At 63.6% G+C, this 24626-nt stretch carries 20 protein-coding genes and 4 pseudogenes; 13 read left to right on the top strand and 11 right to left on the bottom strand.

The genetic code is table 11. The features are described 5' to 3' along the window. Window positions 1-580 (top strand): annotated as a pseudogene (locus G3436_RS06865) (L,D-transpeptidase family protein); the annotation flags it as partial. Window positions 581-703: 123 nt separating this feature from the next. Here the strand turns inward: G3436_RS06865 and oprI are convergent. Continuing rightward, window positions 704-955: an outer membrane lipoprotei OprI gene (oprI, locus tag G3436_RS06860; protein ID WP_037058464.1), complete on the bottom strand. Its 252-nt coding sequence runs from the start codon at window positions 953-955 to the stop codon at window positions 704-706. A gap of 511 nt (window positions 956-1466) precedes the next feature. On the opposite strand from oprI, the gene G3436_RS06855 reads away from it, so the two are divergent. Beyond that, complete coding sequence (locus tag G3436_RS06855) at window positions 1467-1748, top strand: GNAT family N-acetyltransferase (RefSeq protein ID WP_163942806.1); 282 nt, start codon at window positions 1467-1469, stop codon at window positions 1746-1748. A gap of 61 nt (window positions 1749-1809) precedes the next feature. Here G3436_RS06855 and G3436_RS06850 read toward each other — a convergent pair whose 3' ends face one another. After that, the gene (locus G3436_RS06850) at window positions 1810-2886 is read right to left on the bottom strand and encodes a 3-deoxy-7-phosphoheptulonate synthase (protein ID WP_163942803.1); all 1077 of its coding nucleotides are present in this window, start codon (window positions 2884-2886) and stop codon (window positions 1810-1812) included. 161 nt (window positions 2887-3047) lie between these two features. Next, window positions 3048-3509, bottom strand: a complete 462-nt coding sequence (locus tag G3436_RS06845) for a PilZ domain-containing protein (RefSeq protein WP_163942800.1) — start codon at window positions 3507-3509, stop codon at window positions 3048-3050. A 113-nt stretch (window positions 3510-3622) separates the two neighbouring features. Here G3436_RS06845 and G3436_RS06840 point away from each other — a divergent pair, with 113 nt between their 5' ends. From G3436_RS06840 to cysB, 4 genes and pseudogenes are all read left to right on the top strand, one after another. Beyond that, window positions 3623-4564 carry a putative 2-dehydropantoate 2-reductase gene (locus G3436_RS06840; RefSeq protein WP_163942798.1) on the top strand — a complete coding sequence of 314 codons (942 nt, stop codon included), beginning with the start codon at window positions 3623-3625 and terminating at the stop codon, window positions 4562-4564. 39 nt (window positions 4565-4603) lie between these two features. Next, a complete protein-coding gene (locus G3436_RS06835; RefSeq protein ID WP_163942794.1) occupies window positions 4604-5512 on the top strand; it encodes a 5'-nucleotidase in 909 nt (302 codons plus the stop codon). A gap of 93 nt (window positions 5513-5605) precedes the next feature. After that, window positions 5606-6103 (top strand): universal stress protein, encoded by a 498-nt coding sequence (locus G3436_RS06830; protein WP_163942792.1) that lies wholly within the window; start codon window positions 5606-5608, stop codon window positions 6101-6103. Window positions 6104-6227: 124 nt separating this feature from the next. Continuing rightward, window positions 6228-7201: pseudogene (cysB, locus tag G3436_RS06825) on the top strand (HTH-type transcriptional regulator CysB). A 14-nt stretch (window positions 7202-7215) separates the two neighbouring features. Here cysB and G3436_RS06820 read toward each other — a convergent pair. The 4 genes from G3436_RS06820 to G3436_RS06805 form a co-directional block, all read right to left on the bottom strand. Further along, window positions 7216-8526: a hypothetical protein gene (locus G3436_RS06820; RefSeq protein ID WP_163942789.1), complete on the bottom strand. Its 1311-nt coding sequence runs from the start codon at window positions 8524-8526 to the stop codon at window positions 7216-7218. 17 nt (window positions 8527-8543) lie between these two features. Then, window positions 8544-9422, bottom strand: coding sequence for an ABC transporter ATP-binding protein (locus G3436_RS06815; protein ID WP_163942786.1), 879 nt, complete (start codon window positions 9420-9422; stop codon window positions 8544-8546). A gap of 43 nt (window positions 9423-9465) precedes the next feature. After that, complete coding sequence (locus tag G3436_RS06810) at window positions 9466-9807, bottom strand: GntR family transcriptional regulator (protein ID WP_243667042.1); 342 nt, start codon at window positions 9805-9807, stop codon at window positions 9466-9468. A 107-nt stretch (window positions 9808-9914) separates the two neighbouring features. Beyond that, complete coding sequence (locus tag G3436_RS06805) at window positions 9915-10649, bottom strand: phosphoadenylyl-sulfate reductase (RefSeq protein ID WP_163942783.1); 735 nt, start codon at window positions 10647-10649, stop codon at window positions 9915-9917. 128 nt (window positions 10650-10777) lie between these two features. On the opposite strand from G3436_RS06805, the gene thrH reads away from it, so the two are divergent. After that, the gene (thrH, locus tag G3436_RS06800) at window positions 10778-11395 is read left to right on the top strand and encodes a bifunctional phosphoserine phosphatase/homoserine phosphotransferase ThrH (protein ID WP_163942780.1); all 618 of its coding nucleotides are present in this window, start codon (window positions 10778-10780) and stop codon (window positions 11393-11395) included. A 76-nt stretch (window positions 11396-11471) separates the two neighbouring features. Here thrH and pabB read toward each other — a convergent pair whose 3' ends face one another. The 4 genes from pabB to rloA all read right to left on the bottom strand — a co-directional run bounded on the left by pabB (window position 11472) and on the right by rloA (window position 15979). After that, a complete protein-coding gene (gene pabB, locus G3436_RS06795; protein ID WP_163942777.1) occupies window positions 11472-12815 on the bottom strand; it encodes an aminodeoxychorismate synthase component I in 1344 nt (447 codons plus the stop codon). 109 nt (window positions 12816-12924) lie between these two features. Beyond that, a complete protein-coding gene (locus G3436_RS06790; protein WP_163942774.1) occupies window positions 12925-13905 on the bottom strand; it encodes an alpha-L-glutamate ligase-like protein in 981 nt (326 codons plus the stop codon). Beyond that, the gene (rloB, locus tag G3436_RS06785) at window positions 13905-15437 is read right to left on the bottom strand and encodes an osmotic stress tolerance membrane protein RloB (protein ID WP_163942771.1); all 1533 of its coding nucleotides are present in this window, start codon (window positions 15435-15437) and stop codon (window positions 13905-13907) included. The genes G3436_RS06790 and rloB overlap by 1 nt, the downstream gene beginning before the upstream one ends. A 5-nt stretch (window positions 15438-15442) precedes the next feature. Further along, complete coding sequence (rloA, locus tag G3436_RS06780) at window positions 15443-15979, bottom strand: retropepsin-like aspartic peptidase RloA (RefSeq protein ID WP_163942768.1); 537 nt, start codon at window positions 15977-15979, stop codon at window positions 15443-15445. 209 nt (window positions 15980-16188) lie between these two features. On the opposite strand from rloA, the gene G3436_RS06775 reads away from it, so the two are divergent. The 6 genes and pseudogenes from G3436_RS06775 (at window position 16189) to prpD (ending at window position 24555) form a co-directional block, all read left to right on the top strand. Continuing rightward, window positions 16189-16905: a GntR family transcriptional regulator gene (locus G3436_RS06775; RefSeq protein WP_163942765.1), complete on the top strand. Its 717-nt coding sequence runs from the start codon at window positions 16189-16191 to the stop codon at window positions 16903-16905. Beyond that, window positions 16902-17791, top strand: a pseudogene (gene prpB / locus G3436_RS06770) (methylisocitrate lyase). Before G3436_RS06775 ends, prpB begins: the two are co-directional and overlap by 4 nt. A 58-nt stretch (window positions 17792-17849) precedes the next feature. After that, on the top strand, window positions 17850-18977 hold the full coding sequence (prpC, locus tag G3436_RS06765) for a bifunctional 2-methylcitrate synthase/citrate synthase (protein WP_163942762.1): 1128 nt from the start codon (window positions 17850-17852) through the stop codon (window positions 18975-18977). Window positions 18978-19071: 94 nt separating this feature from the next. Further along, window positions 19072-21662 (top strand): annotated as a pseudogene (acnD, locus tag G3436_RS06760) (Fe/S-dependent 2-methylisocitrate dehydratase AcnD). Window positions 21663-21827: 165 nt separating this feature from the next. Next, a complete protein-coding gene (gene prpF, locus G3436_RS06755) occupies window positions 21828-23018 on the top strand; it encodes a 2-methylaconitate cis-trans isomerase PrpF (RefSeq protein WP_163942759.1) in 1191 nt (396 codons plus the stop codon). Window positions 23019-23070: 52 nt separating this feature from the next. Then, the gene (prpD, locus tag G3436_RS06750; RefSeq protein ID WP_163942756.1) at window positions 23071-24555 is read left to right on the top strand and encodes a 2-methylcitrate dehydratase; all 1485 of its coding nucleotides are present in this window, start codon (window positions 23071-23073) and stop codon (window positions 24553-24555) included. The last annotated feature ends 71 nt before the right edge of the window (window positions 24556-24626 follow it).

The raw sequence follows: 24626 nt of genomic DNA, 5'->3' as shown, positions 1-24626 counted from the left end.
GGGGGTCGCCAATCGCCAACACCAAGGTCACCGCCAAGACGCCCAACCCGACCTGGACCCCGCCAGCCTCGATCAAGGCCGAGCATGCTGCCGATGGCGATCCGTTGCCCAATGTGGTGCCGGCCGCCCGGACAACCCGCTGGGGCCGTTCAAGTTCACGCTGGGCGTGCCGGGCTACCTGATCCACGGTTCCAACAAGAAGTTCGGTATTGGCATGCGCACCAGTCACGGGTGCTTCCGCATGCTCAACAACAATGTGCTGCAACTGGCTGGCATGGCGCCGGTGGGCACTTCGGTTCGTATCATCAACGAGCCCTACAAGTTCGGCCTGAGTGCGGGCAAGGTCTACCTCGAGGCTCACACGCCACTGGACGACAATGGCGACCCGTCGGTAGTGGACAAGCACACGGCGGTCATCAATGCCCTGCTCAAGCGTGAAGACCTGGCCAACAACCTGCGCATGAACTGGGACATGGTGCGTGACGTGGTCGCCGCCGAAGACGGTATGCCAGTGGAGATCGCCGTTCCCGGCGCCGCGACTGCGCCGATGGTATCGAGCGTGCCGGTCGATCTGCAGTAGCGCCTTGCGGCATGTCCGAGGCCCGCCTTATGGCGGGCCTCGTCGTTTGTGCCGGACAAAAGTGCAGGCAATAAAAAAGCCGACCCACACGTGGGTCGGCTTCATAACAATCCCGAAGGACTATTACTTGCGGCTGGCTTTTTCCAGCATACGCAGAGCGCGCTCGTTAGCTTCGTCAGCAGTTTGCTGAGCTTTCTGAGCGGCAGCCAGAGCGTCATCAGCCTTGCGGTAGGCTTCATCGGCACGAGCTTGTGCACGGGCTGCTGCGTCTTCGGTTGCAGTCAGACGGGCTTCGGTTTCTTTGGAGACGCTGCTGCAACCGGTGGCCAGTACTGCGGCCAGAGCCAGAGCAGAGAATTTCAGAACGTTGTTCATCGTGTTCCCCTTCAAGGACTTTCTATTAAAGAGCCATCTCTCAACAAAGAGAAACTGGCCGGCGTACATAGTACCCATTACTTGTAGTAAGTAAACTGACCAAGCGCAAGAACTGCAAAAAAAATGCGCCGCCGCAGGGTGCATCAGCGTGCGCCTGTGAAAAGCGTGTAAATGCTTCTGTAGCGGCGCTGAAACACCCTTGTTGGCGCATTTTTTGTTGAACTAAAAGTGACTTGGAGTGTCAGTCTACGTCTTACCCACTAGATCATCCGGCTACTGTTGACGGTGTTGCTCACTGTCGTGTTCGCGTGCTGCAAGTGCAGGATTTTTACGATCAAGTACCTTGAGCATCTGTGCACAGGGCGCCTACTATTTGTACGTGCTCAGTTGCCAGAGAACGACCAGGCTGTTCTTGCTGTCCGAACGGGCACGGGGTGGCGTAGAGGTTCCTTCGCCGGACAAACATCGGTAAGGTAAGGGTCTACTAATACAAGACCCGCGAGGAGTAGTGATGAGCGAGGCGTTGTCCATCCACCATGACCAGGCTGGTCATCAGTTCGAGACCAATGTGGACGGTCATCGTGCGTACCTGACCTACATGGACCTGGGTAAACAGACGTTGGATATCTACCGCACCTTTGTGCCGAATGCACTGCGTGGGCGAGGTATCGCGGCGGCGTTGACCGAAACGGCGCTCGCCTATGCCGAAGACATGGGCTACACCGTCATTCCTTCGTGTTCGTATGTCGAGCGCTACATGGAACGCCAGCAGAAGCACTCCACCAAGGCCTGAGCCTGCTGAGCCAGCCATGAACAACAACGCCGGGCATTGCCCGCGTTGTTGTTCATGGCGATCAGCCGCGGGTGCGCTTGGGCAGCACATCCTTGAGCTTGGCGCGCATGCTGCGCACCGACTTCTCGGTCGCTTCCCAGTCGATGCAGGCATCGGTGATCGACACGCCGTACTGCAGCTCGGCGAGGTCTTTGGGAATGGCCTGGCAGCCCCAGTTCAGGTGGCTTTCGACCATCAGGCCGATGATCGACTGGTTGCCTTCGAGGATCTGGTTGGCGACGTTGTCCATCACCAGCGGTTGCAGGGCCGGGTCCTTGTTGGAGTTGGCGTGGCTGCAGTCGACCATGATGTTCGGCTTGATCTTCGCCTTGTCCAGCGCTTGCTCGCACAGGGCCACGCTGACCGAGTCATAGTTGGGTTTGCCGTTGCCGCCGCGCAGTACCACGTGGCCGTAGGCATTGCCCTTGGTGGTGACGATGGACACGCCACCTTCCTGGTTGATACCCAGGAAACGGTGCGGGCTGGAAACCGATTGCAGGGCGTTGATCGCAACGGTCAGGCCGCCATCGGTACCGTTCTTGAAACCGACCGCCGACGACAGGCCCGACGCCATTTCGCGGTGGGTCTGGGACTCGGTGGTGCGAGCACCGATCGCCGACCAGCTGATCAGGTCCTGCAGGTACTGCGGCGAGATCGGGTCGAGAGCTTCGGTGGCCGTGGGCAAGCCCATTTCCGCCAGGTCCAGCAGCAGTTGGCGACCGATGTGCAGGCCATCCTGGATCTTGAACGAGTCATCCAGGTACGGGTCGTTGATCAGGCCTTTCCAGCCGACCGTGGTGCGTGGCTTCTCGAAGTACACGCGCATCACCAGGTACAGGGTGTCGGCGACTTCGGCAGCCAGCACCTTGAGGCGCTCGGCGTATTCGTGCGCGGCCTTGAGGTCGTGGATCGAGCAGGGGCCGATCACCACGAACAGGCGATGGTCCTTGCCGTCGAGAATATTGCGTACCACTTCACGGCCCGCGGTCACGGTGTGCAGGGCGGTAGCGCTGAGCGGGATGTCCTTCTTGAGCTGATCGGGGGTGATCAAGGTCTCGTTGGAGGCAACGTTTAGGTCGTCAATCGGTAAATCAGCCATCGTGTTACTCGTCAGGTCACGGGTGCCGGCCGCCAGCTACCCGCGCGGCGGAGCAGCATGATTGAACGCGGCGGGGAGCCGAACCTTAGCGCGTTACACCGTGGCTCGACAATGGGCAAGGCCGGCTTTCCTGCATGTAACGGTCCATTGGTACGGGCTTTTCAGGTCGAAAGTGTCATCGCAGTTGCTTGCATGGCCCCGTCGTGCTGCAAGCTGGCCGCGGAAAACTCGCTGGCGTGCAGGCTCACCCATTGCTGGGCCAGGGCTTCCACGTCCAGTGGCAGGCCTTGGCTGTCATCCTGCTGCTGGCAGAAATGCTGGATCTGACACACCTGCTCGCTCATGCGTGCGCCAAACAGCGCCTGCTCATCGGTAAACACGATGCCCACGCGGTAGCCGTCGTCCTGGCGCTGGCACCAGGCCACATAGCCGGGGTAGCGCGCCTGCTCGCCAAGGGACGGGATCAGCATTTCCACGGCCATGCCACGGCGATAGGCGCGCGGGTGGTTGCAGGCCACGCCGCCCAGGCTGATAGTGTGAAGTCGCTGGCGAAACAGGCTGGGGGACTGACGCAGGGTCAACTGGACCGGAATGTCGTCAGGGTGAGGCAGAAAACCGTGCATTGGCGACTCCGTGTCGGTTATTTGACCGTCTTTGCCTGAGTATAGTGAGGGAATGAAAAGCAGCTGATTTGCGTGTCAAAAAAATGTTCAAAAAATAACCAGCAGAGGGCGGCATGAACAAGGCGAAGGTACGCATCGGTATCATCGGGACGGGCGCGATCGGGGGCTTCTATGGTGCGCTGCTGGCGCGTGCCGGGTTTGATGTGCACTTCCTGTTGCGCAGCGAGTATGCCGCCGTGCGCGACAACGGCGTGCAGATCGACAGTGCCGTGCACGGTACGCTGAAGGTTTACCCGGCCCAGGCCTACGCGCACGTGGGCCAGATGCCGCCCTGTGAGTGGTTGCTGGTCGGCGCCAAGACCACCGCCAATGCCGAGCTGGCAGCGGTAATTGCGCAGGCAGCCGCGCCGGGAGCCAAGGTGGTGCTGCTGCAGAACGGGCTGGATGTCGAGGAACAGTTACGCCCGCTGCTGCCCGAGCACCTTCATCTGCTGGGCGGCTTGTGTTTCATCTGCGTCAATCGCACGGCGCCCGGTGTGGTGCAGCATCAGGCGTTGGGAGCAGTGAACCTGGGCTACCACAGTGGCCCGGCCGCAAGTGGCGCAGTGCGTCAGGGCATTACCGACGAAGGCGCGGCGCTGTTTCGCGAGGCCGGAATCGAGTCGCAGGCGATGGCCAACCTGGCCCAGGCGCGGTGGCAGAAGCTGGTCTGGAACGTGCCGTACAACGGCTTGTCGGTGTTGCTCAGGGCCAGTACCACGCCCCTGATGGCCGACCCCAACAGCCGTGCGCTGATCCAGGCCTTGATGGCCGACGTGGTGGAGGGCGCGCGTGCCTGTGGTCACGAGTTGCCGTCGGGGTATGCCGAGCACCTGTTTGCCATCACCGCGCAGATGCCCGACTACTGGCCGAGCATGTACCACGATTTCGCTCAGCAGCGGCCCTTGGAACTGGCAGCGATCTATGCCGCGCCCCTCGCGCGTGCGCGTGCGGCAGGATGCAGCTTGCCGCGTATCGAGGCGCTGCATCAGGCCCTGGCCTTTTTATCGGCGTGAAGTCTTGTCAGCACGCGCGACACCACGGAGGAGCAGTACATGAACAAAGGCCTGGGCGACAAGCTGGTCGTAGCCATTTCATCGCGGGCGCTGTTCGACCTCAGTGAAAGCCATCGGCTGTTCCTGGACAAAGGTGTCGAAGCCTACCGCCAGTACCAGATCGAACATGAAGACGAGTACCTTCAACCTGGCGATGCCTTCCTGCTGGTGGAAAAACTCCTGGGGCTCAACGCAAGCCTGGGCCAGGCCCGGGTGGAGGTGGTGCTGGTGTCGCGCAACAGTGCCGACACTGGCCTGCGCGTGTTCAACTCCATCGAACACTACGGGCTGGGCATCTCCCGCGCGGCCTTCGTCGGCGGGCGCAGTCCTTACCCTTATCTGGCCGCCTTCGGTTGCCACCTGTTCCTGTCCACGGATGCCGAAGACGTACGCAGTGCCCTGGATGCCGGTTTCGCCGCCGCGACCATTCTCTCCGGTGGTGCCGGCCGGGCCGCCAGTGCCGAGCTGCGCATTGCGTTCGATGGCGATGCGGTGATTTTTTCGGACGAGTCCGAGCGTGTCTATCAGTTGGGCGGGCTGGAGGCGTTCCAGGCCAGCGAGCGCGAATCGGCACGTGAGCCCCTGCGCGGTGGGCCGTTCAAGGCGTTTCTGGCAGCCCTCAATGTACTGCAGAAAGAGTTTCCCGTTGGCGCCTGCCCGATTCGTACAGCCCTGGTTACGGCGCGTTCTGCACCGGCCCACGAGCGGGTGATCCGCACGTTGCGCGAATGGGATATCCGTCTGGATGAGTCGCTGTTTCTGGGTGGCCTGGACAAGTCGGCGTTCCTCGAGGCCTTCGCTGCGGATGTGTTTTTCGACGATCAGGCAGGCCACTGCGAGCGTGCACGCGCGGTGGTCGCAACCGGGCACGTACCACATGGCATCAGCAACGAGCGCACACCCGGCTGAGGTCGGCGGGCAGGGCGCCGGACGGCCGGGCGCGTCGTTTGCGCGCTGCTAAGCTGAACCTTGCCCTGCCGTCTCGGCAGTCGAGGAGGTCAAATGATCCGTTCGATGCTGTGTGCAACGGACCTCGGTCTGTACTCGCCGTATGTCATGCAACACGCGCTGGCGCTGGCGCGCAGTTTCAGTGCCGAGCTGTACGTGATCCACGCCGTCGAACCGATGGGCCAGTTCGCCGAATCCCTGCTTGAAAGCTACCTGGACGAGCACACCCTGGCACAGGTGCGCGGCCGCGCGCTGAACACGGTGATGGCCAATATCGAGCAGCGTGTGCTGGAAAATTTTCGTGACGAGTTGGGCGAGAAGGAAGACCTCGCGCTGATTCGTGCCGTGCGCGTGCGCCAGGGTGACCCGGCCGATGTGATCCTGGAGCAGGCGCAGCGCCTGAGTGTCGACCTGCTGATCGTCGGCAGCCACAGCCAGGGCGCGGGCGTCGAGATCCCCCTGGGGCGCACCGCGGTGCGCATTTTGCAATTGTCGCCGGTGCCGGTGTACATGGTGCCGCTGGCGCAGCATCTGGGGCGGCGCAAGGTGTAGGGCGGCAGTTGTAGGACGATGCAAGAAAACTGAAGAAATAGTTCTAGATTTATTCTTTAAACCACTAATATAGTTATAACTCGTCGCTGCTGCCGGTGACGCCCAGTTGATTTGAGGGATACCTATGAAGCTTCAACAATTGCGCTACATCTGGGAAGTGGCGCACCACGACCTCAACGTCTCCGCGACAGCGCAGAGCCTGTACACCTCCCAGCCGGGGATCAGCAAGCAGATTCGCCTGTTGGAAGACGAGTTGGGCGTGGAAGTGTTCGCGCGCAGCGGCAAGCACCTGACCCGTGTCACGCCGGCCGGCGAGCGCATCATCACCACCGCCGGCGAGATCTTGCGCAAGGTCGAGAGCATCAAGCAGATTGCCCAGGAGTTCTCCAACGAGAAGAAGGGTACCCTGTCGATCGCCACTACCCATACCCAGGCGCGCTATGCCTTGCCGCCGGTGATCAGTTCGTTCATCAAGCAGTACCCCGAGGTAGCCCTGCACATGCACCAGGGGTCGCCCATGCAGATTGCCGAGATGGCCGCTGACGGCACGGTCGACTTCGCCATCGCCACCGAGGCCCTGGAGCTGTTCGGCGACCTGGTGATGATGCCGTGCTACCGCTGGAACCGTTGCGTGGTGGTGCCGCAAGGCCACCCGCTGACCAAGCTGCCGAAGCTGACCCTCGAAGCCCTGGCCGAATACCCGATCGTGACCTACGTGTTCGGTTTCACCGGCCGCTCCAAGCTCGATGAAGCCTTCAGCCACCGTGGCCTGACGCCGAAGGTGGTGTTCACGGCAGCCGACGCCGACGTGATCAAGACCTACGTGCGCCTGGGCCTGGGTGTGGGCATCGTGGCCAAGATGGCAGTGGATACCAAGCTCGACAACGACCTGGTGGTGCTCGATGCCAGCGAGCTGTTCGAGTCCAGCATCACCAAGATCGGCTTCCGTCTGGCACCTTCCTGCGTGGGTTCATGTGCGACTTCATCGAGAAGTTTGCACCGCACCTGACTCGTGAAGTGATGGCCAAGGCCATCCAGTGCCACAACAAGCAAGAGCTCGAAGAGTTGTTTGCCGGCGTCGAACTGCCGGTGCATTAAGCCGTTGCGTGTGTTCAGGTCGCCTGCGCGGTGGCCTGGACACGTTGGTACAGTGCGCCTGTCCCCGCGATCATGGCGACCGCCAACACTCCCCAGCCCGCCATCCAGTGCGTCGGTAACTCACCGTGCAGGTGCAGCAGCGTGCTGCTGGCAATGCCTGCCGAGATCACTCCCCCCATCGACACCCCGCGCAGCACAGGCTTGTTCGGCCAGTGCCAGGCCAGCAGTGCCATCCACAGCGCAAACAACAGCAACAGCAGGGTGAACCCTGCCAGGCCCAGCAGCCAGGCTGCGTTCAGGTGTGGCCAGGTGGTGCCCAGGGCTGCCATGGTCAGGCCGAGGATCAACAGCTTCTCGCCCTGGCTTGCCAGCAGTTGCGCCGCCATGGCGCGGGGTAATTGCGCGCGGCCCGGCAACCCGGGTAACAGGCGCAGCTCGGCCAGCGTGGCGTGCCTGCTGCTGCGCAGCGTGGCCAGCACGCGGGACGGTTGGCTTGCCAGAAGCACCAGCCAAGTGATCGCCATGCCGGAAACGAACACCGCAGTCTGCTGGCCTTGCAGCCACAGAATGAAGCCGGTCGTGGCGATGAAACCCAGGTAGCCCCACCCCTGGCCGCGGCGACCGTACTGCTGGCGCAACGTCTGGAATGCGGGGCCCAGCAGGGCGGCCAGGCGATCACCTGTCGGCTGCCCGTCGGGCCTGCGGGAGGTTGCTGGGTGCGCCACGGGGCGGGCCTTGGCAGTGGGCTGCAGCAGGGGCTCGAAGCGGCCGTCCACTGCAGCGCCAAGCGGCATCATCCAGGCACTGCGCGTGGCGCCCAGTTGCCAGCGCCAGGCCAGACCTGCAAGCAGCATGGCGAACGCCCCGAAGCCAACGCTCAGAACAGGGGAGTGCACGCCCCCAGGGCTCAGGCCAATGATCAGCAGCGCCAGCACCGTCACAGGTAGCGGCAGGCTGGCCAGCAGCAGCCCAAGCATGGCGCCCAGCCACAGCGCCCCCATCAGCATCGCCTCACTGATGCCTGGCGGTTGCCACGCCAGCAGGCCCAGCAAGGGCAGGCCGAAGCTGAGCAGCAGGTGCAGGATCGCACCGCGTGCCAGGGTGCGAGGTATCCCCGGCAGGCGCAGCCGGATCATGCTGTAGGCGAGGTTGCACAGGCGTGTGCCGAGCAGCACGCTCCAGCCGGCAGTGGCCAGTGCCCAGCCTTGTGCGGTGACCAAGGGGTAATTGGCGTCGCCATGGGTTCTTCCGATCAACGGGCTGAACACCAGCGCGGCCACGAACAGAGCCAAGCCCGCGACGCTGAGCCACGCGGGGGGCAGCATCCAACGCAACCTTGTGCTCATGCCGCCAGCTCCACGAACAGGTCTTCCAGGCTCAGGCCATGCAGGCGCGCCGAGGCGGGCAGTGTGGCGGCGAGGCTGCGTGCAGGGTCGCGTACCACCAGGCTCCAGCCGCCCTCGGCCAGTGGGCGCCGTGACAGTTCGCCAGGCAACGATTGCGCCGGTGGCGTGCGATCGGGCCATGCCACCCGGCGCAATTCGTCTTTGAGCAGGTCCAGCTCGCCGTGCAGGCGCAGACGGCCCTGGTGCAGCACGGCGATGTGCGAGGCGACACGTTCGAGGTCAGAGATGATATGGGTGGAGAACAGCACGGTGGTGCCTCGTTCGCCGGCCATGTCGACGATTTCGCGCAGCAGTTCGCGGCGGGCCAGCGGGTCCAGCGCAGCGGCCGGCTCGTCCAGCACCAGCAGGCGTGGTTGCGGGCCGAGCGCGCGGATGATCGCCACCTGTTGGCGCTCGCCTGGCGAGAGCGTCGACAGGCGACGAGCGCTGTCCAGGGCAAAGCGGTCAACCAGGCGTGCAACGTGCGCAGCGTCCCAGTCGGGGTAGAGGCCAGCCATGAAATCGAACAGTTCACCGACCTTCATCCAGTCGAAGCTGACGGGCTGCTGAGGCACGTAGCCGAGCCCGGCCTTGTCCGTGTCGTCGAGGCGGCCGGCGGGTTTGCCAAACAGCAGGGCTTCTCCGTGGTTGGCCGGGCGCAGGCCCAGCAGGCATTCGATCAGGGTGCTTTTGCCCGCCCCGTTACGTCCCACCAGACCCAGAATGGTGCCGGGCTCGATACGCAGCGAAACCTCGTCCAGCACGCGGCCGCACGCATACTGCTTGCTCAGTGCGCGCAGTTCGACCGCGGCGTGCTGGCAGGGTGTCTCGATCATTGCTGATTCCTTTTTTCGTCAATGAGGGGGCGCAAGGCGTCGATCACTTGATCGGCGTCCAGGTCCAGCTGGCGGGCCTGGCGCGCCAGCTCCAGCAGCGCCGGCTGCAGTGCTTGCAGGCGGCTGTGCACGGAGCTCGCCTGCGGGTTGGCGCCGCCACCACCATGCCTTTGCCGCGCTGACGCTCCAGCAGGCCCTGGCTTTCGAGTAAGGCATAGGCCTTGGACACGGTCATCGGGTTGACCGCATGTGCGGCGGCCACTTCGCGCACCGAGGGCAGGCGCGTGCCGGGCACCCACTGGCCGGCGCTGATCAGGCGGGTGATCTGGCCAACAATCTGGCGATAGATCGGGTCGGGGGAGCTGGGTTCGATATGCAGGGTCATGGCGTCCATGTGTATTAGTGTAGCAATACACTAGTGGGGCCGGGCAAGGCTTTTCTTGCGGGCATGAAAAAACCGGCCGCAGCCGGTTTTCATTCAATGCAGGGCGATCAGCTCTTGGTAATCAGGTTGCCGGCATGCAGGCCGCATTCCTTCTGGGTCGACTCCTCCCACCACCAGCGGCCTTCGCGCTCGTGCTGGTTGGGCAGTACCGGGCGGGTGCAGGGCTCGCAGCCGATGCTGATGAAGCCGCGCTCGTGCAGGCTGTTGTACGGCAGTTCAAGCATGCGGATATAGCCCCAGACTTCTTCGCTGCTCATTTGCGCCAGCGGGTTGAACTTGTAGAGGGTGCGCTCGGGGGTGGAGAAGGCGCTGTCGATTTCCAGTGCGGCCACCTGGCTGCGGGTGCCGGGGCTCTGGTCGCGGCGCTGGCCGGTGGCCCAGGCGCTGACGGTGCTCAGCTTGCGGCGCAGCGGTTCGATCTTGCGGATGCCGCAGCATTCGCCGTGGCCGTCCTTGTAGAAGCTGAACAGGCCCTTCTCCTTGACGAAGGGGTCGAGCGCGTTGCGGTCGGGCGAGAGCAGCTCGATGGGCAGCTTGTACTGCTCGCGTACCTGGTCGATGAAGCGGTAGGTCTCGGGGTGCAGGCGGCCGGTGTCGAGGCTGAATACCTTCACCTGCTTGTTGAGTTTCCAGGCCATGTCCACCAGTACCACGTCCTCGGCACCGCTGAAGGAGATCCACAGGTCGTCGCCAAAATGCTCGAAGGCAAGTTTGAGGATGTCTTGCGGGGACTTGTTGGCGTAGGTCGCGGCGAGGGCGGCGACGTCGAAGGGTTGGCTCATCAGGCGGCTTCCGGTCATTGAATGGCGCTTGGCGCTCGTAATGAGTGAATGTTAACAAAAATTGCCGGGTTAGACGGCGCGCCTGTAGAGTGCGGCTTCCATTTTTAGCGTTGTTCGAGGAGTGAGCTGTGGAAATTGCCTGTCTCGACCTGGAAGGTGTACTGGTCCCGGAGATCTGGATCGCCTTCGCGGAAAAAACCGGAATCGAATCGCTGCGGGCGACCACCCGTGACATCCCCGATTACGACGTGCTGATGAAGCAGCGCCTGCGCATTCTGGATGAGCATGGTCTGAAGCTGTCCGACATCCAGGCGGTGATTGCCACGCTCAAGCCGCTGGACGGCGCCATCGAGTTCGTCGACTGGCTGCGTGAGCGCTTCCAGGTGGTGATCCTGTCCGACACCTTCTATGAGTTCTCGCAGCCCTTGATGCGCCAGCTGGGCTTTCCGACCTTGCTGTGCCATCGCCTGATCACTGACGAGAGCGATCGGGTGACCGGCTATCAACTGCGCCAGAAAGACCCCAAGCGTCAGTCGGTACTGGCGTTCAAGAGCCTGTACTACCGGGTGATTGCGGCGGGCGATTCGTACAACGACACCACCATGCTGGGCGAAGCGGATGCGGGGATTCTGTTCCATGCGCCAGAAAACGTCATTCGCGAGTTCCCGCAGTTCCCGGCGGTGCATGACTTCGAGGCGTTGAAAAAAGAGTTCATCAAGGCTTCGAACAGGACGTTGAGCCTGTAAGGCCGCCTTCGCTGGCAAGCCAGTTCCCACAGCGATCACCGCTGCCCCTGTGGGAGCTGGCTTGCCAGCGAAGCTTTTAAAGGTTTTGCAAGGTCTGTAACAACACCCTGACCTTGGTGATCGACTCTTCGTACTCCGCTTCCCACTGCGAGTCCGCCACCACCGCGCCGCCGCCCCAGCAGCACACCTGACCGTCTTTCACCAACAGGCTGCGAATGGCGATCGAGCTGTCCATCTCCCCGCGTACGTCCACATACAGCAGTGATCCGCAATACAGCGCACGCCGGCTCGGCTCCAACTCGTCGATGATCTGCATCGCGCGGATCTTCGGTGCGCCGGTGATCGAGCCTCCGGGGAAGCTGCCGGCGATGAGGTCCAGCGCGTCCTTGCCCGGCGCCAGGCGCCCGGTCACGCTGCTGACCATGTGATGCACATTGGGGTAGCTCTCAAGGCTGAACAGTTCCGGCACGTTCACCGAGCCGATGGCGCAGGTGCGCCCCAGGTCGTTGCGCAGCAAGTCGACGATCATCAGGTTCTCGGCACGGTCCTTGGCGCTTGCCAGCAGTTCGGCGGCGTTGGCCGCATCTTCTGTCGGGTCGGCGCTGCGCGGGCGGGTGCCCTTGATCGGCCGGGTCTCGACCTGGCCCGCGCTGACCCGGATGAAGCGTTCCGGCGAGAAGCTCAGTAGCGTGCTGCCGTCGGCCAGTGCCTGGAAGCCCGAGAACGGCGTGGGGCAGGCCGCCCGCAGTGCCTGGTAGGCGACCCACGGCTCGCCCTGGCAGGGCGCGCGAAAGCGCTGGGTCAGGTTGATCTGGTAGCAGTCCCCGGCGTGGATGTAGGCCTGCACCTGCTCGAATGCCTGGCGGTAGTCATCGGCACTCAGGTCGCCCTGCATGGGCGAGGCCAGGGTGAACGTGCCCGCCACGTGAGCCGGTGCACGTTCGAACAGCTGTACCAGCCGTGCGCGCTCGGTGGCCGCCAGGGCCGGATGAAACAGCAGCTGGCTGGTCTGCAGTTGGTGGTCGCTGATCAGTGCCCAGGCATACAGCCCAAGGCTCGCATCGGCCAGGCCCAGGTCGTCGCGGGCAACGGCGGGCAGGTGCTCCAGACGCCGGCCGAAGTCGTAGCTGAGGTAGCCTATCAGGCCGCCGGCAAACGGCAGTTCCACCCCCGCAGGCAATTGTGCGGGGCCAAGCGCCGCCAGCTGTTCGCGCAGGCGTTGCAGGTAGCTCAGGCCGTCTTCATCGGTGTCGGGGGCAAGGGTGCACACAGGCCAGGCGCTGAGCAGGTCATAGCGACCGCGCTCGGCGCTGGGGCGCGCGCTGTCGAGCAGTACCGCACCTGGGGCGTGGCGAACACGGGCGAAATACGCGTCAGGGTCGGCCAGGTAGGGCAGGGGGTGGAGTGTGCAGGTATGCATTCGAGTAAACAGCTGTCGAGGCGGGGCAGGCATTGTAGCCCCCTGCAGGCGTTGCTCCTAGCGCATCGACCGACCGCCCCGTGCGCAGGTGCGCCAGGGCGGGGGCAGATCATTGCGCGGGGATGTGGCCGAACAGCGCCTGGGCAAAACGCACGCGCTCTTCGACGCTTTCCTTGACGCCGTTTTTGGCCAACGTTTCAAGGTGCGCCTCGACAGCGTGGGTGCGCAGGGTCAGGCCGCAGTCGTTGGCGATCTGGATATTCAGGCCGGGGCGGGCGTTGAGCTCCAGAATCAGCGGGCCCTTGTCCTGGTCCAGCACCATGTCCACGCCGATGTAGCCCAGCCCGCACAGCTCGTAGCAGCCGGCGGCCAGCTTCATGAAGCCGTCCCAGTTCGGCAGTTGCACGCCGTCCACCGCGTTGGTGGTGTCGGGGTGCTTGCTGATGATGTTGTTCAGCCAGGTGCCACGCAGGGTCAGGCCAGTGGCCAGGTCCACGCCTACACCGATGGCGCCCTGGTGCAGGTTGGCCTTGCCGCCGGACTGGCGGGTCGGCAAGCGCAGCATGGCCATCACCGGGTAGCCCATCAGCACGATGATGCGGATGTCGGGCACGCCTTCATAGCTGATGCTCTTGAAGATCTGGTCGGGGGTCACCCGGTACTCGATCAGGGCGCGGTCGCGGTGACCGCCCAGCGAGTACAGCCCGGTGAGGATGCTCGACACCTGGTGCTCGATTTCCTCGTGGCTGATGATCTTGCCCGACACCGTGCGGTAGCGGTTCTCGAAGCGGTCGGCGATCACCAGGATGCCGTCACCGCCGGCGCCCTGGGCCGGCTTGATGACGAAGTCGCTGCGCCCGCCGATGATCTCGTCGAGCTTGTCGATTTCCTTCTCGGTGGAGATCACCCCGTACATTTCCGGTACGTGGATGCCGGCCTTGATGGCCCGCTCCTTGGTGATGATCTTGTCGTCGACGATCGGGTACAGGCTGCGCTTGTTGTACTTGAGGACATAGTCCGCATTGCGCCGGTTGATACCCATGATGCCCCTGGCCTCCAGGGCTTTCCAGGTTTTCCAGAGACCGAACATCAGGCGTCAGCCTTCACGAAGGCCTTGAAGCGCATCAGCTCCGTCAGGCGGTAGCCGCGGTAGCGACCCATCGCCAGCATGAAGCCCACCAGGATCAGCAGCACCGCCGGGAAGGTGAAGACGAAGTACACCAGCTCCGGCACGCTCATCAGCAGGTGCGCGATCGAGGCGGCGAAGAGGGTGCCGATGGCGACTTTCATCGCATGGCCACCGCCGCGCTCTTCCCAGGTGATCGACAGGCGTTCGATGGTCATGGTCAGGATCACCATCGGGAACAGCGCCACCGACAGGCCGCGCTCCAGGCCCAGCTTGTGGCTGAACAGGCTGATGGCCGCGATCAGCACCACCACGAAGGTCAGCACCACCGACAGGCGCGGCAGCATCTGCAGCTTGAGGTGCTCAAGGTAGGAGCGCAGTGACAGGCCCAGCGCGGTGATCACCGTGAACAGGATGATGCCGAAGCCCAGCTGGGTTTCACGGAAGGCCAGCGCGATCAGCACTGGGGTGAAGGTGCCCAGTGTCTGCAGGCCGATCAGGTTGCGCAGGATCAGGATCACCAGCACCCCGATCGGGATCATCACCATGATCATGAAGGTCTGCTGGGTCTGCAGCGGCAGCCCGTACAGCGAGTATTCGAGGAAGTCGGCGTCGGTGTTCTCGTCGGTCAGCTTGGCCAGGCGGATGGCATTCATCTCGCTGTTGTTCATGCTGAAGCTGACATTGACCTTCTTGCCGCCGTCAACGGTGATCAGCGGATCATCACCGGTCCACCACAGCAGGCGGTCGGAGGGCAGGCCCTGCTCGCCGGTGTCCGGGTTGAAGTACAGCCAGTCGTTGCCATTGAAGCTGCGTAGCCACAGTTCAGGGCTCTGCGGCTGGTCGGCCAGCAGGCGGATGGTGTGCACCTTCTCGATCGGCACGTGGGCGATCGACAGCAGCAGGTCGATGACCTTGGCCTTGTTCAACGACGAGGCATCCCCGGCCAGCAGCAGCTTGACGTTGTCATCGTTGGGGTTGTTGACCCGCTTGATGGTCTCGCTGACAAAGGTCTCGACGTCGGCCGAGTGCTGGCGGATAGGCGCCATCAGGGCTTCGGCGGCGATCTTCTCGGGGCCTTCGACCGGCTGGCTGTCACGGAAGGTCGGGCCTTTGATCTTGACCTTCTCGCTGCTGTAGCGCTTGGTCAGCACCAGGCGGTAGTACAGCGTCTGGTTGCCGTTGGCCCGGCGGGCCGACCAGGTCACCTTGCGGTTGCCATCGACGCGGTTGACGCTCACGCCATAGTTGTTGGAGATGAAGCTCTCGTTGAGGCTGACATAGTCACGGCTCAGCGGCGGCACGAACATCTGGATCTTGATCGGGTCCTTGGGGCTGGCGACGAACTCGACCTTGGCGTCGATGTTCCACAGGTCGTCGGTTTCGTCCTCGGTGACCGGAATGCCGAGCATGAAGATCTGATACGCCGTGATCGACACACCCAGCAGTACCAGGAGGGTGATCAGGACTTTCAAATGAAGGGTAAGAGAGCGCATCGGAATTACTCTGCGGTATGAGCGTCAGTGGCGCAGGCGGGTTTGCCGGCAGCGTATTTAAGGCTTGGGTCGACCAGCGCATCGAAGTGCTTGAGTGCCTCGGAGCCGATCAGCAGCGGGTACTGGAAGGCACTGCGGTCGGTCAGGTTCACTTCGATACTGCGCAGGGCCGTGCCCATGCAGATATTCAGCGCAATCACCGGGCGGGCGGTGTAGGCCTTGCCTTCGTCCGGGTTGTAGTCGCCAGCGCGTCGCTTGATCTTGCTGACGCGGGCCAGCGGTCGTTCTATCGGATGCGAGTGGGCAGCGTCAATTGCCAGGTAGAAGCGTACCCAGGACTCGCCATTGCGTTTGAAGCGCTTGATGTCGCGCGCGCTCAACGAGGCGGTCTTGGCCCCGGTGTCGAGCTTGGCCGCGACCTCCAGGTCGATATCGGCAAGGCGGGCGTATTCATTAAGGCCGTAGACGGTCTTGTCCGCCGCCTGGCTCAGGGCAGGCAGCCCACAGAGGCTGAGTAACAGTAGAAAGGGCGTGAGTCTCATAAATCCTGGCGCGATGCTGTGGGGTTCGCCCCCTCAGAGGCGGCGGCATTCTATCACGCTGGTGTGTCGATGCCAGCGGCTGGAGTCAGACAACACTGACAGGCTTGAAGTTCGTTATTAGACGATTGTCGACAATATTCATTTTGTCTTTGACTGTTACCGGCTATTTGGCTAGTTTTGGCCGTATCGATTTTAAAGGTGTCGACAATATGCTGGACGCAGCCCACGCCACTGTCGCGGTTCAGGACGATTCGGAAACCCTCTCCGAAAACGTCTTCCGGCGCATCCAGGCCGCCATCGTCAAGGGCGAGATCGCCCCGGGCAGCAAGATCTCCGAGCCCGAGCTGGCGCGCACCTACGGTATCAGCCGCGGCCCGCTGCGCGAGGCCATTCACCGCCTCGAAGGCCAGCGCCTGCTGGTGCGCGTGCCGCATGTCGGGGCGCGGGTGGTGTCGTTGAGCCATGCCGAGCTGATCGAACTGTACGAGATCCGCGAGTCGCTGGAGGGCATGGCCTGTCGCCTGGCCGCTGAACGCATGAGCGTAGCCGAGATCGACGAGCTGCGTCGGGTGCTTGATACCCACGAGCGCGATGCCGCGTTCCAGGCCGGGCTGGGTTACTACCAGCAGGAAGGCGACTTCGACTTCCATTACCGGATCATCCAGGGCAGTGGCAACCGCACCCTGGTGCAGATGCTGTGCGGCGAGCTGTACCAACTGGTGCGCATGTACCGCATCCAGTTCTCCGCCACGCCCAACCGGCCGCGCCAGGCGTTCGCCGAGCACCACCGGATTCTCGATGCCATCGCCGAACGTGACGGCGAATTGGCCGAATTACTGATGCGCCGTCACATCGGCGCCTCCAAGCGCAACATCGAGCGTCACTACAAAGACGCCACCGCCAACAGCCCACGAGGTGAGTCATGAGTCAGAAAAGCAGTCCCGGCCAGCGTTTTCGTGATGCGGTCGCCGCCGAGCACCCGCTGCAGGTCGTCGGCGCCATCAATGCCAACCATGCGTTGCTGGCCAAGCGTGCCGGGTTCAAGGCCATCTATCTGTCCGGTGGCGGGGTAGCGGCGGGCTCGCTCGGGTTGCCCGACCTGGGCATTACCGGGCTGGATGACGTGCTCACCGACGTGCGCGCATCACCGACGTATGCGACCTGCCGCTGCTGGTCGACGTGGACACCGGTTTCGGTTCCTCGGCGTTCAACGTGGCGCGCACGGTCAGGTCGATGATCAAGTTCGGCGCCGCCGCCATCCATATCGAGGACCAGGTCGGCGCCAAGCGCTGCGGTCACCGCCCGAACAAGGAGATCGTCTCGCAACAGGAGATGGTCGACCGCATCAAGGCCGCTGTGGATGCACGTACCGACGACAGCTTCGTGATCATGGCGCGCACCGACGCGCTGGCCGTCGAAGGCCTGGAGGCCGCGCTGGACCGCGCTGCCGCCTGCGTCGAGGCGGGCGCCGACATGATCTTCCCCGAGGCCATCACCGAGCTGTCGATGTACAAGACCTTCGCCACCCGGGTGCAGGCGCCGATCCTGGCCAACATCACCGAGTTTGGTGCCACGCCGCTGTACACCACCGACGAACTGGCCTCGGTGGATGTGTCACTGGTGCTGTACCCGCTGTCGGCGTTCCGTGCCATGAACAAGGCCGCCGAGAATGTCTACACCGCGCTGCGCCGCGACGGCACGCAGAAAAACGTCATCGATACCATGCAGACTCGCATGGAGCTGTACGACGCCATCGACTACCACGTGTTCGAGCAGAAGCTCGATGCACTGTTCGCTCAGAAAAACAGCTGAGCCGCTACACACCGTAATCAGCCGTTTCCCATAACAAATTCAAGAGTGGAGAAAACCAATGGCCGAAGCAAAAGTACTCAGTGGTGCCGGCCTGCGTGGTCAAGTGGCCGGGCAAACCGCACTGTCGACCGTGGGCCAGGCCGGTGCCGGGCTGACCTATCGGGGTTACGATGTTCGTGACCTGGCCGAGCACGCGCTGTTCGAAGAGGTCGCCTACCTGCTGCTGTACGGCGAACTGCCGACCCAGGCCGAGCTGAGCGAGTACCAGCACACGCTCAAGGCCCTGCGCGACCTGCCGCAGGCCCTCAAGGAAGTGCTTGAGCGCATTCCCGTTACCGCCCACCCGATGGACGTGATGCGCACCGCGTCCTCGGTGCTCGGTACCCTGGAGCCGGAGCTGAGCTTCGACCTGCAGCACGAAAAGACCGACCGCCTGCTGGCGCTGTTCCCGGCGGTGATGTGCTACTGGTATCGCTTCAGCCACCATGGCGTACGCATCGACTGCACCAGTGATGAAGACACCCTGGGCGGGCACTTCCTGCACCTGCTGCACGGCAAGAAGCCGAGCGAGCTGCACGTCAAGGTGATGAACGTGTCGTTGATCCTGTATGCAGAGCACGAGTTCAACGCATCGACCTTCACCGCGCGGGTGTGTGCCTCGACCCTGTCCGACCTGTACTCCTGCGTCACCGCCGCCATCGGCTCGCTGCGCGGCCCGCTGCACGGCGGTGCCAACGAGGCGGCCATGGAGATGATCGAACGCTTCAAGACCCCGCAGGAAGCGGTTGCCGGCACCCTGGGCATGCTCGAGCGCAAGGACAAGATCATGGGTTTCGGGCATGCCATCTACAAGGAGTCCGACCCGCGTAACGAAGTGATCAAGGGCTGGTCGAAACAGCTTGCCGACGAGGTGGGTGACACGGTGCTGTACCCGGTCTCCGAGGCCATCGACAAGACCATGTGGGAGCAGAAGAAACTGTTCCCCAACGCCGACTTCTACCATGCCTCGGCGTACCACTTCATGGGCATCCCGACCAAGCTGTTCACGCCGATCTTCGTCTGCTCGCGCCTGACCGGCTGGGCGGCGCATGTATTCGAGCAGCGTGCCAACAACCGCATCATCCGCCCGAGCGCCGAGTACACCGGCGTCGAACAGCGCAAGTTCGTGCCAATCGAACAACGCTGAGACTGGCGCGCAGTACCGATGCCGGGACCCACGCTGATCCTTGTGGGAGCGGTACTGCGTACCACCGACTTATCCGTGATTGAGTCCCGCGTCCATGAATACTGAATTTCGCAAAAACCTGCCGGGCACCACGCTCGATTACTTCGACGCCCGTGCCGCCATCGACGCCATCCGCCCCGGCGCCTACGACACGCTGCCCTATACCTCCCGCGTACTGGCCGAAAACCTCGTGCGCCGTTGTGACCCTGCCACCCTCGAGGCGTCACTCAGCCAACTGATCGAGCGCAAGCGCGACCTCGACTTCCCCTGGTATCCGGCCCGCGTGGTGTGCCACGACATCCTGGGCCAGACTGCACTGGTGGACCTGGCCGGCTTGCGTGACGCCATCGCCGACATGGGCGCGACCCGGCTCAGGTCAACCCGGTGGTGCCGGTGCAACTGATCGTCGACCATTCGCTGGCGGTGGAATGCGGCGGTTTCGACCCGCAGGCATTCGAGAAGAACCGCGCCATCGAAGACCGTCGCAACGAAGACCGCTTCCACTTCATCAACTGGACCAAGAAGGCGTTCAAGAACGTCGACGTGATCCAGCCGGGCAACGGCATCATGCACCAGATCAACCTGGAGAAGATGTCACCGGTGATCCATGCCGAGCACGGCGTGGCCTACCCCGATACCTGCGTCGGCACCGACAGCCACACCCCGCATGTGGATGCGCTGGGCGTGATCGCCATTGGCGTCGGTGGCCTGGAAGCCGAAAACGTGATGCTCGGCCGCGCCTCGTGGATGCGCCTGCCGGAGATCGTCGGCGTGCAGCTCACCGGCAAGCCGCAGCCGGGCATCACCGCCACCGACGTGGTGCTGGCGCTGACCGAGTTTCTGCGCAAGGCCAAGGTGGTTGGTGCGTACCTGGAGTTCTACGGCGAAGGCGCGCGTGCGCTGACCCTGGGCGATCGCGCGACCATCTCCAACATGGCCCCGGAATACGGTGCGACTGCCGCGATGTTCTCCATCGACCAGCAGACCATCGACTACCTCAAGCTCACCGGGCGTGAAGACGCGCAGGTCAAGCTGGTGGAAACCTACGCCAAGGTCGCCGGCCTGTGGTCCGACAGCCTGGCCAATGCCGAGTACGAGCGCGGCCTGCAGTTCGACCTGTCGAGCGTGGTGCGCAACATGGCCGGCCCGTCCAACCCGCATGCGCGGGTGGCCACCAGCGAGCTGGCGGCACGCGGCATTGCGGGGCAGTGGGACGAGGTGGCGGGGCAGATGCCTGACGGCGCGGTCATCATTGCGGCCATCACCAGTTGCACCAATACCAGCAACCCGCGCAACGTGATTGCCGCCGGTTTGCTGGCGCGCAATGCCAACAAGCTCGGCCTGGCACGCAAGCCATGGGTCAAGTCGTCGCTGGCGCCGGGCTCCAAGACGGTCGCCCTGTACCTCAAGGAAGCCGGCCTGGATGACGAGCTGGAGCAGCTCGGTTTTGGCATCGTGGCGTTCGCCTGTACCACCTGCAACGGCATGTCCGGTGCGCTCGACCCGGTGATCCAGCAGGAGATCATCGACCGCGACCTGTATGCCACCGCGGTGTTGTCGGGCAACCGCAACTTCGACGGGCGTATCCATCCGTATGCCAAGCAGGCGTTCCTGGCCTCGCCGCCGCTGGTGGTGGCCTATGCGATTGCCGGCACCATCCGCTTCGACATCGAGAAGGATGTGCTGGGCGTGGTCGATGGCAAGGAAATCCGCCTCAAGGATATCTGGCCGAGTGACGAAGAGATCGACGCGGTGGTCAAGGCGGCGGTCAAACCCGAGCAGTTCCGCCAGGTGTACATCCCGATGTTCGCGGTGCATGAAGACACCGGGCCCAAGGTCGACCCGCTGTACGCCTGGCGCGGTATGAGTACCTACATCCGCCGTCCGCCGTACTGGGAAGGCGCTCTGGCCGGCGAGCGCAGCCTCAAGGGCATGCGCCCGCTGGCGGTGTTGCCGGACAACATCACCACCGACCACTTGTCGCCGTCCAACGCCATCATGCTCGACAGCGCGGCGGGCGAATACCTGGCAAAAATGGGTTTGCCGGAAGAAGACTTCAACTCTTATGCGACCCATCGCGGCGATCACCTGACGGCGCAGCGCGCCACCTTTGCCAACCCCAAGCTGTTCAACGAGATGGTGCTGGAGGACGGCAAGGTCAGGCAGGGTTCGCTGGCGCGCATCGAGCCCGAAGGCAAGGTCACGCGGATGTGGGAGGCGATCGAGACCTACATGCAGCGCAAGCAGCCGCTGATCATCGTGGCCGGTGCCGACTACGGTCAGGGTTCGTCGCGTGACTGGGCAGCCAAGGGCGTGCGCCTGGCGGGTGTTGAAGCCATCGTCGCCGAAGGCTTCGAGCGCATCCACCGCACCAACCTGGTGGGCATGGGCGTGTTGGCGCTGGAGTTCAAGCCGGGCACCGACCGCAAGACCCTGGGCATCGACGGCAGCGAGACGTTCGATGTGCTGGGCCAGCGTACGCCGCGGGCGACCCTGACCCTGGTCATCACCCGGCGCAATGGCGAGCGGCTGGAAGTGCCGGTCACCTGCCGCCTGGACACCGCCGAAGAAGTGTCGATCTACGAGGCGGGCGGGGTGCTGCAGCGCTTTGCCCAGGACTTCCTCGAGTCGGCGGTGGCGGTTTGATCAAGTAACGCAAGGCTGGCCCGGCCCCTGTGGGAGCTGGCTTGCCAGCGAAGGGTGCGACGCGGTGTGTGCCATTACCGCAGCGTCTGCTTCGCTGGCAAGCCAGCTCCCACAGAGGGGTGTGGGCAGCCTGCAGATTGCGAATGACGACAGGACAAGATTCCCATGGCTCACGTACCCCAGATCAAGATCGCCGCCACCTACATGCGCGGTGGTACCAGCAAAGGTGTGTTCTTCAACCTCAAGGACCTGCCCGAGGCCGCCCAGTTGCCCGGCGCGGCGCGTGATGCACTGTTGCTGCGCGTCATCGGTAGCCCCGATCCCTACGGCAAGCAGATCGACGGCATGGGTGGCGCCACCTCCAGTACCAGCAAGACGGTGATTGTGTCGCGCAGCATCAAGCCCGAGCATGATGTGGACTACTTGTTCGGCCAGGTCGCCATCGACAAGGCGTTCGTCGACTGGAGCGGCAACTGCGGCAACCTCTCGGCTGCCGTTGGCTCGTTCGCGATCAGCGCCGGCCTGGTCGACCCTGCACGCCTCCCGCGCAATGGCGTGGCGGTGGTGCGCATCTGGCAGGCCAACATCGGCAAGACCATCATTGCCCATGTACCGATCAGCGAGGGCCAGGTGCAGGAAACCGGCGACTTCGAACTCGACGGTGTGACCTTTGCGGCCGCCGAGGTGCAACTCGAGTTTCTCGACCCGGCCGCCGATGAAGACGGCGCGGGCGGCTCGATGTTCCCGACCGGCAACCTGGTCGACGCGCTTGAGGTGCCGGGTGTCGGCACCTTGCAGGCGACCATGATCAACGCCGGCATCCCCACCATCTTCATCGACGCCCAGGCCCTGGGCTACAGCGGCACCGAACTGCAGGACGCGATCAACGCCGACCCCGAGGCCCTGGCGCGTTTCGAGGCCATTCGTGCCCATGGCGCGCTGCGCATGGGGCTGATCGAACACATCGAGCAGGCCGCCCAGCGTCAGCACACGCCCAAGGTGGCGTTTGTCGCCGCACCGGCCACCTATCAGTCGTCCAGCGGCAAGACCGTGGCGGGCGCAGACATCGACCTGTTGGTGCGGGCGCTGTCCATGGGCAAGCTGCACCACGCCATGATGGGCACCGCCGCCGTGGCCATCGGCACTGCCGCCGCCATTCCGGGCACCCTGGTCAACCTCGCCGCCGGCGGCGGGCCGCGCAGTGCCGTGCGTTTCGGCCACCCCTCGGGCACGTTGCGCGTCGGCGCCGAGGCGCGCCAGGTGCAGGGCGACTGGACGGTTACCAAAGCCATCATGAGCCGCAGTGCCCGTGTGCTGATGGAGGGCTGGGTACGTGTACCCGGCGATGCCTTCTAGGCACAGCGGTGCTCGGCTCTCCCTTCACCCCTAGTGAACAGAGAGATGTGAGATGAGTGCCAATGTTGACCTGAACAATCGCCCCGACTATGACCGGGTGCTGCAGGATATTGCCGACTATGTCCTGCAGTTTTCGGCCCGGCCGGGGGAGGCGCTGGACACCGCGCGCCATTGCCTGATGGATACCCTGGGCTGCGGTCTACTGGCGTTGCGGTTCCCCGAGTGCACCAAGCACCTGGGGCCCCTGGTGGAAGGTACCGTGGTGCCTCATGGCGCGCGGGTGCCAGGCACCTCTTACCGGCTCGACCCGGTCAAGGCGGCCTGGGACATTGGTTGCACTGTGCGCTGGCTGGATTACAACGACACCTGGCTGGCGGCAGAGTGGGGCCACCCCTCCGACAACCTGGGTGGCATCCTGGCGGTGGCTGACCACCTCTCGCAGCGGCGTGTGGCCAATGGCGAGGCGCCGCTGACGATGCACGCAGTACTCCAAGCCATGATCATGGCCCACGAGATCCAGGGTGTGATCGCACTGGAAAATTCCTTCAACAGGGTGGGCCTGGACCATGTGCTGCTGGTCAAGGTCGCGTCCACCGCCGTGTGTGCCAGGTTGATGGGGGCCACCCGCGAGCAACTGCTGGCGGCGTTGTCGCACGCCTTTGTCGATGGCCAGGCACTGCGCACCTACCGCCACGCGCCCAATGCCGGTTCGCGCAAATCGTGGGCGGCCGGCGACGCTTCGAGCCGTGGGGTGCGCCTGGCAGACATCGCCCTGCGCGGCGAGATGGGCATCCCCGGGGTGCTCACGGCGCCGCAGTGGGGTTTGTACGACGTACTGTTCAGCCATACCAACAAGGACCTGGCGCTCAAGCCCGAGGGCAAGCGCGCCTTCAGCTTTTCGCAGCCGTTCGGCAGCTATGTGATGGAGAACGTGCTGTTCAAGATCAGCTTCCCGGCCGAGTTCCACGCGCAGACGGCCTGTGAGGCGGCGCTGATCTTGCACCCGCAGGTACGCAACCGCCTGCATGAGATCGAGCGCATCGAGATCACCACCCACGAGTCGGCGATCCGTATCATTTCCAAGGTGGGTGCGCTGGCCAATGCGGCGGACCGCGACCACTGCCTGCAATACATGACGGCGGTGCCGCTGGTATTCGGTAGCCTGGTCGCCGAGCACTACGAGGATGATTTTCACGCCGCGCATCCGGTTATCGATCGCCTGCGCGACAAGATGGTGATCGTGGAAGATCCGCGTTTCAGTCGTGAATACCTGGAGGCGGACAAGCGCTCGATCGCCAATGCCGTGCAGGTGTTCTTCAGTGATGGCTCAAGCACCGAACAGGTAGTGGTTGAGTACCCGATCGGGCATCGGCGCCGGCGTGAGCAGGGTATCGCGCTGCTGGAAGACAAGTTCAAGGCAAACCTGGCAACGCGCTTCACGGCCCAGCGTTCGGCCGAGATTTTTGCCTTGTGCGCGGATCAGGTGAAGCTTGAGGCGACGGCGGTGCACCGGTTCATGGATCTGTTTGTGGTCTGAGGGCCTCTTCGCTGGCAAGCCAGCTCCCACAGGTTTCTGTGGTGTTCGCGGAACCCCTGTGGGAGCTGGCT

This window comes from Pseudomonas brassicae, from assembly GCF_010671725.1.
In the GTDB taxonomy this organism is placed as follows: domain Bacteria; phylum Pseudomonadota; class Gammaproteobacteria; order Pseudomonadales; family Pseudomonadaceae; genus Aquipseudomonas; species Aquipseudomonas brassicae.
Note: the sequence above shows the minus strand (reverse complement) of the source record. Positions and strands in the feature narration are given on the sequence as shown.